This is a genomic window from Streptomyces sp. NPDC050988, assembly GCF_044456225.1.
GTDB lineage: Bacteria > Actinomycetota > Actinomycetes > Streptomycetales > Streptomycetaceae > Streptomyces.
This window is the reverse complement of record NZ_JBITFQ010000001.1, coordinates 12,827-25,937: the sequence shown is the minus strand read 5'-3', so window position 1 is coordinate 25,937 and position 13,111 is coordinate 12,827. Positions and strand designations below refer to the sequence as shown.

At 69.3% G+C, this 13,111-nt stretch carries 9 protein-coding genes and 1 pseudogene; 5 read left to right on the top strand and 5 right to left on the bottom strand.

Features of this window, described 5'->3' with window-relative positions; translation table 11 throughout:
- The first annotated feature begins 114 nt into the window (after window positions 1-114).
- Window positions 115-1,782, top strand: coding sequence for an MFS transporter (locus ACIBEI_RS00090; protein ID WP_398883452.1), 1,668 nt, complete (start codon window positions 115-117; stop codon window positions 1,780-1,782).
- A gap of 15 nt (window positions 1,783-1,797) precedes the next feature.
- On the opposite strand, the gene ACIBEI_RS00085 is transcribed toward ACIBEI_RS00090, so the two are convergent.
- Window positions 1,798-4,596, bottom strand: a complete 2,799-nt coding sequence (locus tag ACIBEI_RS00085; protein ID WP_398883450.1) for a SpoIIE family protein phosphatase — start codon at window positions 4,594-4,596, stop codon at window positions 1,798-1,800.
- A gap of 247 nt (window positions 4,597-4,843) precedes the next feature.
- On the opposite strand from ACIBEI_RS00085, the gene ACIBEI_RS00080 reads away from it, so the two are divergent.
- The 3 genes from ACIBEI_RS00080 to ACIBEI_RS00070 all read left to right on the top strand — a co-directional run bounded on the left by ACIBEI_RS00080 (window position 4,844) and on the right by ACIBEI_RS00070 (window position 9,051).
- On the top strand, window positions 4,844-5,083 hold the full coding sequence (locus ACIBEI_RS00080; RefSeq protein WP_398883448.1) for a DUF6296 family protein: 240 nt from the start codon (window positions 4,844-4,846) through the stop codon (window positions 5,081-5,083).
- Window positions 5,084-5,199: 116 nt separating this feature from the next.
- Window positions 5,200-6,405 carry a cytochrome P450 gene (locus ACIBEI_RS00075; protein ID WP_398883446.1) on the top strand — a complete coding sequence of 402 codons (1,206 nt, stop codon included), beginning with the start codon at window positions 5,200-5,202 and terminating at the stop codon, window positions 6,403-6,405.
- Window positions 6,406-6,966: 561 nt separating this feature from the next.
- Window positions 6,967-9,051, top strand: a complete 2,085-nt coding sequence (locus ACIBEI_RS00070) for a DUF1996 domain-containing protein (protein WP_398885010.1) — start codon at window positions 6,967-6,969, stop codon at window positions 9,049-9,051.
- Between the two features lie 126 nt (window positions 9,052-9,177).
- Here ACIBEI_RS00070 and ACIBEI_RS00065 read toward each other — a convergent pair whose 3' ends face one another.
- A complete protein-coding gene (locus ACIBEI_RS00065) occupies window positions 9,178-9,885 on the bottom strand; it encodes a hypothetical protein (protein WP_398883445.1) in 708 nt (235 codons plus the stop codon).
- A gap of 34 nt (window positions 9,886-9,919) precedes the next feature.
- Window positions 9,920-10,414 (bottom strand): lamin tail domain-containing protein, encoded by a 495-nt coding sequence (locus ACIBEI_RS00060; RefSeq protein WP_398883443.1) that lies wholly within the window; start codon window positions 10,412-10,414, stop codon window positions 9,920-9,922.
- Between the two features lie 38 nt (window positions 10,415-10,452).
- Here ACIBEI_RS00060 and ACIBEI_RS00055 point away from each other — a divergent pair.
- A pseudogene (locus ACIBEI_RS00055) lies at window positions 10,453-10,877 on the top strand (DUF6010 family protein); the annotation flags it as partial.
- Here ACIBEI_RS00055 and ACIBEI_RS00050 read toward each other — a convergent pair.
- Together ACIBEI_RS00050 and ACIBEI_RS00045 are read right to left on the bottom strand one after the other, a co-directional pair.
- Window positions 10,856-12,310: a glyceraldehyde-3-phosphate dehydrogenase gene (locus ACIBEI_RS00050; RefSeq protein WP_398883441.1), complete on the bottom strand. Its 1,455-nt coding sequence runs from the start codon at window positions 12,308-12,310 to the stop codon at window positions 10,856-10,858. The pseudogene ACIBEI_RS00055 and the gene ACIBEI_RS00050 overlap by 22 nt on opposite strands.
- Before the next feature lie 140 nt (window positions 12,311-12,450).
- A complete protein-coding gene (locus tag ACIBEI_RS00045; protein WP_398883440.1) occupies window positions 12,451-13,044 on the bottom strand; it encodes a TetR/AcrR family transcriptional regulator in 594 nt (197 codons plus the stop codon).
- Window positions 13,045-13,111 lie beyond the last annotated feature (67 nt).

Here is a 13,111-nt window from a genome sequence, read left to right as displayed (position 1 = left end):
GCCCGGGCGCCAGTCGGACCACGGCAAGATCGACTGGTGGGGCCCGGCGCTCAGGACTACCGTCGGTACAGCGAACGTCGGCCTTCAGGTCGTCGTACACGCAGGACACATGCCATGACGGGCGCTCGGACGACACCCTCGGAAACTGCCAAGTCCCCGGAGCGGGGCCGAGGCAGGGGGATCGCACTACTCGTCATCGCCTCCTGCCAGTTGATGGTGGTCCTCGACATCACCATCGTGAACATCGCCCTTCCGCACATCCAGAGTTCGCTCGGCTTCTCGACCGAGAGCCTGTCCTGGGTGATCAACGCCTACACGCTGACCTTCGGCGGTCTGCTCCTGCTCGGCGGGCGGTTGGGCGACATCCTCGGCCGTCGCCGCGTCTTCATGTTCGGCGTCCTGCTCTTCGTGCTCGCCTCCCTGCTCGGCGGACTCTCGCAGGAGTCCTGGCAGTTGCTCGCGGCGCGCGCCTTGCAGGGTGTCGGTGGTGCCATCGCCTCCCCGACGGCTCTCTCGCTGATCACCACGACGTTCGAGGAGGGGCCCGAGCGGAACAGGGCGTTCGGCGTGTTCGCCGCGGTCTCGGCCGGTGGCAGCGCGATCGGCCTGCTGGCCGGCGGACTGCTCGTGGAGTGGCTCGACTGGCGCTGGGTCCTGTTCGTCAACGTGCCCATCGGCCTGCTGATCGTGCTGGCGACACCCCGCTACATCCGGGAGTCCGAGCGCCATCCCGGCCATTTCGACATCCTCGGCGCGCTCACCTCCACCGCCGGCATGGTGATGCTCGTCTACGGGTTCATCCGCGCCTCGGAGGACGGCTGGAGCGACAGCCTGACCCTCGCGGCCTTTGCCGCCGCCATCGTGCTCCTCGCCGCATTCATCGCCATCGAGCGCAGGTCGAAACAACCCATCACGCCGCTGTGGATGTTCCGCGACCGCAACCGGGCGGGTGTCTACGCGATCATGCTGAGCCTGGCCGCGGCGATGTTCGGGATGTTCTTCTTCCTGACGCTCTTCGTGCAGAACATCCTGGGCTTCAGCCCGCTGGAGGCCGGTCTCGCCTTCCTGCCGGTGAGCGCGATCATCGCCATCGGTGCGGGATTCGCCTCACAACTGCTGCCCAAGTGGGGGCCCAAGCCCTTCATGACGGTCGGCGCGGTCCTGTCCGCCATCGGGCTCGGCTGGCTGACCCTGACCGGGGTCGACAGCACATACGCGGGCAGCATCCTGGGCCCCATGCTGGTCTTCGGCTTCGGCATGGGTCTCAACTTCGTGGCGCTGACGCTGATGGCGGTCTCGGGAGTGGAGTCGAAGGACGCGGGAGCGGCATCCGGGATCCTCAACGCCACCCAGCAGGTGGGCGGTTCGCTCGGTCTGTCGGTGCTGGTGACCGTCTTCGGTACGGCCAGCCGCAACGAAGCCACCGATCAGGTACGCGACTTCATGGCGGAGGCGACCCCGGCCCAGCGGCTCGAGTTCCGCAGAACCGGTGAACTCCCGCCGCCCTGGAGCGACCAGGTGCTGACCTCGGGTATTTCGAGCGCGTTCGTCGTCGCGGCGATCATCGCCGTCGTGGGCGCCCTGATCGCCCTGATCGTCATTCAGGTACGCCCCGACGACCTGGAGCGCCTCCAGGGAGCCGGAGCCATGGCGCCCGTGGCGGCCGGGGACGCCCAGGAGGCCGGGGACGTACCGGAGAGCACGGCCGACGCGACCCGGCCTGCTTCGGACCCGCCCGAGGCCCGTCCGGGGCCCCGCGAGGATCCCCCCTCGCACGGCTGAACCCAAGGCTGGGCCTCAGGGCAGCGGCTGTTCGGTCCAGATGACCTTTCCGGCGGGCGCGTAGCGGGTGCCCCAGCGTTCGGCGAGTTGGGCGACGAGGAACAGTCCGCGTCCACCCTCGTCCGTGCTGGCCGCGTACCGCAGGTGCGGTGATGTGTTGCTGCCGTCGAACACCTCGCAGATCAGGCTGCGGTCGCGCAGCATACGGACCTGGATGGGGCCCGTGCCGTACCTGATCGCGTTGGTGACCAGCTCGCTGAGCATCAGCTCCGTGGCGAAGGCCAGTTCGTCCAGCCCCCACTCCGCCAGCTGCCGGGTCACCGACGCGCGCACCTCGCCGACGGCGGCCGGGTCGGACGGCACCTGCCATTCGGCGATGCGGTCGGCTCCGAGGGCACGGGTGCCGGCGACGATCAGGGCGATGTCGTCACTGGGCCGGTCGGGAAGGAGGGCGTTGAGGACGCCCTGGCAGGTGTCCTCGGGCGACCGGTCGGCGCCGGCCAGCGCGGTGCGCAGCAGCTCCAGGCCGACGTCGATGTCCCGATCCCGGTCCTCGACGAGCCCGTCCGTGTAGAGAACCAGACGGCTGCCCTCCTCCAGCTCGAGTTCGGCCGTCTCGAACGGGAGGCCGCCAAGACCGAGCGGCGGGCCCGCGGGCACCTCGGGGAACTCCACGGTGCCGTCGGGGCCGACGACGGCAGGCGGTGGATGGCCCGCCCGGGCGACGGCGCACTTCCGGGAGGTCGGGTCGTAGACGGCGTACAGACAGGTGGCGCCGGTGATCGCGGCACCGCTGTCCTCCGCCGCCTCGTCCTGGTCGATGCGGCCGACCAGCTCGTCGAGGAGTCCGAGCAGCTCGTCGGGCTGTAGATCGAGCGCGGAGAAGTTGTGCACGGCGGTCCGCAGCCGCCCCATCGTCGCCGCGGCGTGCAGCCCGTGGCCGACGACATCGCCCACGACGAGCGCGACCCGGGCGCCGGACAGCGGCAGTACGTCGAACCAGTCGCCGCCCACCCCGGCCTGCGCGGGCAGGTAGCGGTAGGCGATGTCCAGGGCGCTCTGCTCGGGCAGATTGCGCGGCAGCAGACTGCGCTGCAGCGTCACGGCCATGGTGTGCTCGCGCGTGTAGCGGCGCGCGTTGTCGATGGAGACCGCGGCACGGGCGACCAGCTCCTCGGCGAGGGCCAGCTCCTCCTCGTCGAACGGCTCGGGCTTCTCCGAGCGCCAGAAGTTGACCACGCCCATCACCAGGTGCCCCACCCGCACCGGAACGATGATCAGCGAGTGGATCCCGTACTCCACGACCTGCGCGGTGCGCTCCAGATCCTGCGCGAGCCACCCCGGAGCCTCCCGCAGGCTGGGCTCGACCACGGCCCGGCCGGTGCCGATGCTGCGGGCCTGCGGCGTGGACGCGACGAACCTGATCCGCTCGCCCACCGGATAGAGGGGAGCGTCCTTGCGGATACCGCTGAACGCCGTACGGCGCAGATCGGTGCCCGCCTCCGGCTCCTGGCCGCTCAGCACGGCGTCGGCCAGGTCCACGGTGACGTAGTCCGCGAAACGCGGTACCGCCACCTCCGCCAGCTCCTCGGCGGTACGGGTCACGTCCAGGCCCGTACCGATGCCCACCCCGGCGTCGTACAGGAGCTTGAGATGCTCCCGGGCCACTTCGGCCTTGCCGGACAGGGCACGCAGCTCGGTCGAGTCGCGGAGTGTCGCGACGCTGCCGGCCGGGCCGCCCTTGAGGTCCGTGGGCCGCTGGTTGATCGCCAGGAGCCGGTCGCCGACCAGGTGCACCTCGTCCGTCGCCACGCGCCCGGAGGCCAGCAGACCGGCCGTGTCCGTGTCGAGGCCGAGTTCGAGCACATGCCGTCCCTCGGCGTCCCGGGGAAGATCCAGCAGCCGGTGCGCCTCGTCGTTGGCGAGCAGCAGCCGCCCCTCGCCGCTGGCGATGATCACTCCTTCCCGGACCGCGTGCAGCACCGCGTCGTGGTGCTCGTACATCCGGGTCATCTCGAACGGACCGAGCCCGTGTGTCTGGCGCAGCAGCCGTCTGCTCACCAGCGCCGTCCCGCCCAGGGCCAGGGCGAGTGCCGCGGCCGCGGCGGTCAGCAGGAGCGGGAGCTGCCGGTCCGCGACACCGCCGACGTTCTCGGTGGTGATGCCCGCCGACACCAGGCCCACGACCTTGCCGTCGTCCGCCTTGACGGGAACCACGGCCTGCACCAGCGGCCCGATGGTTCCCGTGATCTCCTCGGTGAAGGAGCGGCCCTCCAGCGCCGGTTCGAGGGTCCCGACGAACTTCTTGCCGATCCGGTCGGGCTTGGGATGGGTGTAGCGGACCCCGTCGGTGTTCATCACCACGACGAAGTCCACCTTGGACCGCTCACGGGCGGCCTCGGCCCGCGGCTGGAGCACCGCGGTGGGATCGGAGGAACTCAGGGCGTCGCGGGTGCCGGGAGCATTGGCGAACGTCTCGGCGACGGCCAGGGAACGGTTCGTGGCCTCCTGGGTGCTGTCGTGCCGCACCTGCAGCACCAGGGCCACCACCGCGGCCACGACCAGCAGCAGCACGATCACCACTTGCAGGACGAACACCTGGCCCGCGAGACTGCGCCCGCCCAGCCCGGACCGGGGCCCCGCCGAGGACCCGTGCCCGTCGTCGTGGGCCCCCCGGGGATCGACTGGATGGCGCGGCGTCTGTCGTGCCCGCCGCGCATGCGCTCGGCGAGGGCGGTCACGCCTGCGCCGCGCACGCAGGCCTTTGAGGCGGGGGGTCGACCGAGCCCAGGATCGACCCAAGAGTCGGACCATACGCCCATGTCTACACTGCCGGGCGCCATGAGGCGAGAGGGTCATACCCCGGGAGGGGCGACCGCCCGGGCCCAGTGGCCCAGACCAATGGCGGAAGGGGCGGCTCGGGTATGCGGGGCGGCGCAAGTGGCCACGGCTCCGTGCCGGTGTTTCCGGGCCCTCCGATGCTGCCGTCGGCGCGATCTCGCCGCATCATGGGAGGGGTTCCGTTTTGCGCTGATTTATGCCTGAAGCGTGGGAGGTCGTCATGCATACCCCTGACCGGTACCGGCTGACCTTCACCCATGGAGGGTCGGGCGTCGGTGCGACCACGGACAAGGTGGTCGTCGAACGGACCGACACCCTGGGACCGGGCGGAAACCCGGTCTACTGCGATCCCACCGGCATTCTCCGCGCCGAGATCAGCCCGGCGGGGGAGGTGCGGATGCTGGCCAGCGGCGGCTATCAGTCGCCCGTTCCACCGTCCGCCGAACCGCTCCGGCAGTGACGGGACGGCGGAGTCCATGCCGGTCCTCCGGCGGGACGCGGCTGGCCGAAAGAACCGTTGGTCCCGTGCCGAGTGCCGGTTAGCGTGCTGTCAACCGATCATCAGGGGGAAACAGCATGTCAGCAGGGCCTGTTGTCGATCTGCAGCAACTCGGAGGGGACTTCACCCGCGACCCCTATCCCGTCTACGCCGAACTCCGCGCGGCCGGACCCGTGCACCGGGTCCTCGACACCGACGGCGAGGAGGTGTGGTTCGTCGTCGGTTACGACGCGTGCCGTACCGCCTTCACCGACCCCCGGCTCAGCCGGGACTGGCGCAAGTCCGGCAACATCGGCCAGATCGTCAACACGGAGCAGGACCAGCCGGCGCTCGCCCACATGCTGATGTCGGACCCGCCGGACCACACCCGGCTACGGCGGCTGGTGGCGAGGGAGTTCACCGCACGTCGTATCGACGCCCTGGCCCCTCGCGTCCAGCAGATCGCAGACGAACTGCTGGACGCGATGCTCACGGGGGAGGAACGGCAGGCGGACCTGGTGGCCTCCTTCGCCTTTCCGCTGCCCATGACCGTCATCTGTGAACTGCTCGGCGTGCCCGCGCTCGACCGGGACGCCTTCCGTGCCTGGTCCAACGAGATGGTCGCCCGTACGAGTCCGGAGGCGGAGGCGCGCGCCTACCAGGAGATGCCGGCGTACCTCGCCGAACTGGTCGCGGCCAAGCGGAGCCACCCCGGGCAGGACCTGCTGAGCGCGATGATCCACACCGTGGACGAGGGCGGCGACCGGCTCTCGCCCGACGAACTCATCGGCATGTGCGTGCTGTTGCTCATCGCCGGCCACGAGACCACGGTCAACCTGATCGGCAACGGCATGCGGGCCCTGTTCGCACATCCTGGCCAACTGGCCGATCTGCGCGCCGACTTCGGGCTGCTCGAAGGCGCGATCGAGGAAATGCTCCGCTACGACGGCCCGGTGGAGAACTGCACGGACCGGCTGGCGCTGGAGGACGTGGAGATGGGCGGGGTGACCATCCCCGCCGGCTCCACCGTCCTGATCGCCATGGCCGGCGCCGGCCGTGATCCGGAGCGCTTCCAGCAGGCCGACCGGTTCGACATCCGCCGGGACTCCCGCGGCCACATCGCCTTCGGGCATGGCCTGCACTACTGCCTGGGCGCCCCGCTGGCCCGGCTGGAGGGCCGCATCGCGATCCGCACCCTCCTGGAACGCTGCCCGGACCTGAGGCTGGACGCCGACGAGACCGAGCTGCCGTGGATGCGGGGGCTGTTGATCAGGGGTGCCCGCGAACTTCCCGTGCGCTGGTGACCGTCGGCGTTTCGGGCCGGTGACCGACAGCGGGCCGGCCGCCCCTGGTTACCGGCAGTAGCTGGATCGCTCCAGCTGAACTCCGGCCGCCACCAGTACATACGCGGTGGTACGCCCTCATCAACACCATGACTTCGCGGCGCCCGGCAGGCCTGTCTGCCCGGGCGCCGCAAGGCGTTTCCGGGTCGGTGCCCGCTGCGTGGCGATGGAGGCGGCGCAGACGCGACGCGCGCCCGCCGCCGCTCTCTGGGGTAAGGTCCTCGTCACTTCGGAGTCGCCCGTATCTCTCCGTCACATTGTCCGGCCGTGTACACCTGCCGGACGAGGAGGACGTACGCGGACGAGGAGCAAGAAGCCGTATGGCGCCCTCGGGTGGGCTGGTTCATGAGAGGTTTCTATGAATCCGCGGGACGTTTGAACACTCGGGGCCTCCCCTCCGTATAGGGCAGGGGATTGCCATGCCGGCTCCGGCAACAGAAGCGTAGGAGTAGATCCTTGGGACGCAACACGCGCAGACGCCCAACAGGCGCACGACGCGCGACCATTGGAGCGGTCGCGCTGATGCTGGGTGGAGGTGGGCTGGTAGCGGCGAACGTCTACGCGACGGCCTCCGAGAGCGGTCAGAGCCAGGCCGGTCAGGTCCTGGCCTCGGGAGCCGCCACGATCGACTGCCCGGATGTGGGCAGTCAGCTGACGGCGGTGCCGGACGAGGCGAAGGTGGAGGTCGATAAGGAACTCGCCCTCCTCGACAAGCAGATCGCCGAGGCCTACCAGCGGTTGCAGCAGTCGACGCAGGCCATCCAGCAGGACGGTGCCTTCGCCGAGAACTCGATCATGAACCCGCTGAAGGAGAAGCGAGCCGCGACCATCGAGCGGATCGCGATTGCCGTCGACCGGGTGGGGGACCGTCCGCAGGGCCTTGAGCCCTTCGCGGCCTGCATACTTCGCGCCTCGGGCAACCAGGGCGAGCAGGGCGGCGACGGGCAGAACGGCGACCAGGGCGGCGAAGGCCAGCAGGGCGGCGAGAACCAGGACGGCCAGGGCCAGGACGGTCAGAACCAGGGCGAAGGCCAGGACAACGGCCAGAACCAGGACAACGGCCAGGGTCAGGGCGGCGAGCAGGGCGATCAGCAGGGCGGCAACGGCGGCCAGGCCGGCAACGGCCCTGTGGCCGCCGACTTCGTGGACATCAAGTCGGTCCAGCCCAACGTGCAGAGCCCGCGCAAGCAGGGCAACGCCTCCCGCGGCACCTTCAGCACCGCCTGCGGTGTGAACGAGAACGGCCTCTTCAACTCCGACAACGTGATCGTGGCCCCCGGTGTCACCAACGGCGCCCACCACTTCCACGACTACGTCGGCAACCAGGGCAACAACGCCTTCGCGAGTGACCAGGACCTGGCCAACGCCGATACGTCCTGCGAGAACCAGGGCGACAAGTCCTCGTACTTCTGGCCCGTGATCCGTCTGCAGAACGGCGCCCAGGAGCAGGACGCGGGTTCTCCCGGCGGCGGCATCGAGGGCAACGCCGGTGAGATCGTCACGCCCAAGCAGGTGACCATGACCTTCGTGGGCAACCCGCAGAGCAAGGTCACCGAGATGCCGAAGCTGCTGCGCATCATCACCGGTGACGCGAAGGCGTTCGTCAACGGCACCGCCAACGCCAACGCCTCATGGAGCTGCACCGGGTTCGAGGACCGGCAGCTGAAGGACAAGTACCCGCTCTGCCCGCAGGGCAGTGACGTGGTCCGCACCTTCAAGTTCCAGAGCTGCTGGGACGGCAACAACATCGACAGCGCCAACCACCGCACCCACGTGGCCTTCGCCGACGCCAACGGCGTCTGCGGGAACGGCTTCAAGGCCATCCCGCAGCTCGTCCAGCGGATCGTCTACGACATCGACGCGCCCAGCCTGAACGACGGCGGCCGCACCACTCCGCTGTTCGCGGTCGACTCGTTCCCGGAGCAGCTGCACAAGCCGGTCACCGACCACGGCGACTTCATCAACGTCTTCGACGAGGACCTGATGGGGGAGATGGTGGACTGCATCAACGGAGGCCGGAAGTGCGACGCCGCCGACGGTGCGGGTGACGGTGGCGGTGGCGGCGGGGGCGAGGAGCCGGGCAACTCCCCGTCGCCGACGCCCGAGAACCCGCCCGGCGGGAACAACGGGGACGACGACCCCGCGGACAACGGCAATGGGAACGGCAACGGCGGCGAGAACGGCAACGGTGGCGGTGGCGAGGACACCCCGTCGCCCACGGCCACCGCACCGTCCGGTGGGAACAACCAGGACGACGAGCCCGCCGACAACGGCGCCGAGAACACGCAGAAGCCTTCCGCCGACAGCACCCAGGCCCCCAACCCCGCCGACGGCGAGGACAAGGGCAATGGCGAAGCGGTGCCGAAGACCGAAACGTCCCCGTCGGCCGTTCAGAGCGACGAGGCCGCGGCGACGGGCGGCGACGACAACGACCTCGGCGGCGCCGTGCCGGGCCCCGAACCGTCGGGCGCCTCGGTGCTCGAACCGCAGGCGACGTCGGGCGGACTCGCCGACACCGGGACGCAGTTGTGGCCGGCCGCGGCCGGAGCGCTGCTCCTGCTCGCAGGGTTCGTACTGCTCCGCCGTATCAACAGCAGGCAGACGTGACGCGGTAGCGCCACCATGAGGTAACGCCACAACGAGGTAACGCCGTCTCGCAGTAACGGCGCAGTAACGGCATCGAGGAGCCGACCGGGGAAACCCGGTCGGCTCCTCACTTGTGTGTGCGACCGTCTACCGCGCCTCGTCCGGCCCCGTGCCGAGGACCTCGGCGACGAAGCTCGCCAGCTGCTTCCGCATGTCTTCCCGAGGCACGCCCTTCTGACCGGCCAGGTGCTCGACGAGGTCGGCTCGGACGCTCGCGAGCAGTGCGTGGGCGGTGAAGTCGGCGTTGGCGCGGCCGGGAATCTCATCCAGTGCCGACCGGAGCAGGCTGTGCCATCGCTCGTAGTGCTCCGCCTGGTAGGGGCTGTCGCTGCCGGTCGCCTCCAGGGCCAGGGCGAGATGGCGGTTGTCGAACTTGAAGCAGAGGAGTGCGTCGAGCACGGCGGGTACGCGGTCAAGCGGCGGAGTGCCGGGCTTTCTGCGGCGGGCCCGCGTCGCCGGGGTGCGCCGCGCGGTGCTCCTCAGTTCCTCGGCGATACCCGAGGGCGGCCCGGCGGTGGGAATGGTGCATCGGGCGCTGCCCGGCCTGTTCGAGGAGTGGGCGGTGCTGCGGCCCTCTCGGTTCATGCAGAACTTCACCGGCGCGCACGCCCATGCCGACAGCATCCGTGCGGACGGCGCCATCCTGACCGCGCCATCGCCGACGGAGCCGAGGACCGCACCACCGGCACCGTCCGACTTCTCACCGGCCGCCCGCCGAACGGCTTCCGTGCGGTCGCCGAACGTGAGTTGAACGAGCCGGTCCCCTCGTAGCGGATGCACCTGTTCGCCGGACACCGGGTCGGCCCGGCGCCCGACGAACCGCGTGCTGTCAGCCGTGGTAGCCGATGTAGCCGTTACGGTCCCGGTCGTTGTTGGTCTTCGTGTAGCTGTGCACGTCCGCAGGGCTGCCGGCGGGCTTGTAGAGGTAGATGGTGTCGGCGTCGTTGTTCCACATGAAGTTGCAGTTGTCGCGGTAGACGACGTTGTTGGCATCGGAGTCGTTGCCGTTGCCGCCGCGCAACTTCACATAGTCACCGGGCTGGAGATAGTGATTCGCGGTGAAGGCGAAACGGTTGCCGGTCTTGTCCTTGACGACATAGCCCTTGAGATTGACGGTCGCCGAGGACGAGTAGTTCTTGATGGTCAGGTATTCCAGGTGCGTGTTGCCGGTGGTGCATCTGTTGGAGTCGCTGCCGGGTGCGTCGTACTGGACACCCCGGACCTTCAACGCCGATGTGTACTCGGCCGCCTGGGCCGGGGCGGCAACGAGAACCGCCAGCGCACCGGCTGTGAAGGACACGGCTATGACAGGGTTCTTTCGCATGGGAATCCCCCTCCAGATCTGTATGAGGCACTGGAGAGGAACCGCACCGGCGGCGCTTCAACGCCGTGATGGTCGCGGGGGCGGGTGCCGCGTACCTCAGCGGCGGCGGGATGGGCGGCTGGGAGTTCGCGTTCACGGCGGTCGTGACCTGTGTCGCGTACCGCGGTCTCGATTCGTGGACCTTCATCGGTGTCGGCTGGCTGCTGCACACCGCGTGGGGCACCAGGTCAAGGGGAACCCCATCATCCCCTTCGCCCACGACTCGTCGCTGGGCTGCGCCATCTGCGACCCGGTCATCGCGGTGTGGTGCTTCATGGGTGGCCTGTCGCCGCGTGAGCTGCTGCGCAAGGTGCGGTCCGGGAAGTCTCAGGGCCACGACACGAACGTCCCGGCCGACCCGCACACCGAGGCGGGGCGGCCGGGACGGGCAGTGCCGCGGGATCAGACCGCCGGGGCCGGGTAGGTCGGATACTCGACACCGGAGACGTGCTGGACGACCCGGATGACCTGGCAGGAGTAGCCGAACTCGTTGTCGTACCAGAGGTAGAGGATCGCGTTGTCGCCGTCGACCTTGGTGGCGCCGGCGTCGACGATCGAGGCGTGGCGCGAGCCGATGAAGTCGTTGGAGACCGCGTCCGGGGCGCTGGTGAAGTCGATCTGGCGCTTGAGCGGCGAGGTCAGCGACACATTGCGGAGGTAGTCGAGGACCTCGTCGCGGGTGGTCTCGCGCCCGAGCCGCAGGCTGAGGATCGCGATCGAGACGTCCGGCACGGGCACACGGATCGAGCTGCCCGTGATCGGCGCCTTGAGGTCGGGCAGCGCCTTGGCGACGGCGGAGGCGGCACCCGTCTCGGTGATGACCATGTTGAGCGGCGCGGAGCGGCCGCGGCGGTCGGCCTTGTGGTAATTGTCCAGCAGGTTCTGGTCGTTGGTGAACGAGTGGACCGTCTCCACGTGGCCGCGCACCACGCCGTACTCGTCCGCCATCGCCTTCAGCGGCGGGACGATCGCGTTGGTGGTGCAGGAGGCGCAGGACAGGATCTGCTCGTCCGGCTTGATCGTGTCGTGGTTGACGCCGTGCACGATGTTCGGGACATCGCCCTTGCCGGGCGCGGTCAGGACGACCTTGTCGATACCGGGACGCAGGTGCCCCGACAGGCCCTCGCGGTCGCGCCACTTGCCGGTGTTGTCGATCAGGATGGCGTTCCTGATGCCGTACGCCGTGTAGTCGACCTCCGACGGGTCGCCCGCGTAGATCACCTTGATCTCGTTGCCGTTGGCGATGATCGTGCTGTTCGCCTCGTCGACGGTGATCGTGCCCTGGAACTGGCCGTGGATCGAGTCGCGGCGCAGTAGCGAGGCGCGCTTCACGAGATCGTCGATGGCGCGCTCGCCACCCCGACGCACGACGACCGCGCGCAGGCGCAGACCGTTTCCGGAGCCGGTCTTCTCGATGAGCAGACGGGCGACGAGGCGGCCGATACGGCCGAAGCCGTAGAGGACGACGTCGCGCGGCTCGCGGCGGTCGATCTTGTTGGCGCCCGTGGCGCCGGCGACGGACTCGGCGGTGAACTCGCGCACCGACAGACCGCGGTGGTCGGCCTTGTACGTCGCGGCGAGCATGCCGAGGTCGATCTGCGAAGGCCCGAGATCGAGCTCGGTGAGGGTCTCCAGGAACGGCAGCGTCTCGGTGACCGAGAGCTCCTCGCCGGCTATCTGCCGGGCGAATCGGTGGGTCTTGAGGATGCTGACCACCGACTTGTTCACCAGGGAGCGGCTGTGCAGCAGGATCGTGACGTCCCGCTCCCGGTGCAGCTTCCCGATGAGCGGGATCATCGACTCCGCGATCTCCTCGCGGGTCTTCCAGTTGGTGAACGAGTCGTCATTGACAGTCACAGGTTTATCTTTCGAGCTAGGCGGCGCTCATATGCTAAACCGTCGCCTTTTTGATCATGTCAGCGGCATCGTCAGCGGCATCGCCAGTGGCATCGGTCGAGCGGGTGGCGCGCTCGCTCGCGGTGGCCGAACTGCGCCGCTCAGCGGCCGGGGGTGCCCGGTCCGGGCGCTCCCACGCGCAGCCCGTCCATGATCAGGTCCAGCAGCCGGGTGGCGCGTGGCCGCCAGTCGCCGGCGGGATCCATCAGCCAGAGGCCGCCGATGGCGAGGGTGAAGTCGTCCGCCGTGACGCCGGGGCGGATGGTGCCGGCCTTCTCGTTGGCGCGGAGGAGGAGTTCGGCCGCGGCGGAGACCGGGGCGTGCCCCGGTTTGGCCAGGTTCCCCGGGCCGCTCGTCGCCTGCTGGATCGCGGTCGCGATGCCGGCCTTGGCCATGCCGAACTCGGCGAGTCGGTCCATCCACTCGCGCAGTGCCTGTTCGGGTTCCCGCGTCTCGAGCAGCTGGGCCGCGCTGTCGGCGACCTGCTGCATCTCGTGGCGGTAGATCTCGAGGACGAGGGTCTCCCGGTTGGGGAAGTTCCGGTAGAACGTGCCCTGCCCGACGCACGCCTTCTTGGCGATCACGCTGAGCGGGGTGTCCGCGGAGTTCGTCAGCTCGACCAGGGCCACTTTCAGGATGCGTTCGCGATTCCGCTGCGCGTCCGAGCGCTGGGGTCCGTCCTTCTTCGGCTGCACTCGTCCTCCTCGCGGGTCCGTGTCCGAATCCCGACCTTGCTCAACCGGACAACTGTCCGTTACGTTT

What these genes read in the sequence shown, in the direction of transcription:
- ACIBEI_RS00090 (WP_398883452.1), top strand. Translation starts at nt 115, where the DNA reads ATGACGGGCGCTCGGACGACACCCTCGGAAACTGCCAAGTCCCCGGAG.
- ACIBEI_RS00075 (WP_398883446.1), top strand. Translation starts at nt 5,200, where the DNA reads ATGTCAGCAGGGCCTGTTGTCGATCTGCAGCAACTCGGAGGGGACTTC.
- ACIBEI_RS00085 (WP_398883450.1), bottom strand. Translation starts at nt 4,596, where the DNA reads ATGGTCCGACTCTTGGGTCGATCCTGGGCTCGGTCGACCCCCCGCCTC.
- ACIBEI_RS00060 (WP_398883443.1), bottom strand. Translation starts at nt 10,414, where the DNA reads ATGCGAAAGAACCCTGTCATAGCCGTGTCCTTCACAGCCGGTGCGCTG.
- ACIBEI_RS00070 (WP_398885010.1), top strand. Translation starts at nt 6,967, where the DNA reads ATGCTGGGTGGAGGTGGGCTGGTAGCGGCGAACGTCTACGCGACGGCC.
- ACIBEI_RS00080 (WP_398883448.1), top strand. Translation starts at nt 4,844, where the DNA reads ATGCATACCCCTGACCGGTACCGGCTGACCTTCACCCATGGAGGGTCG.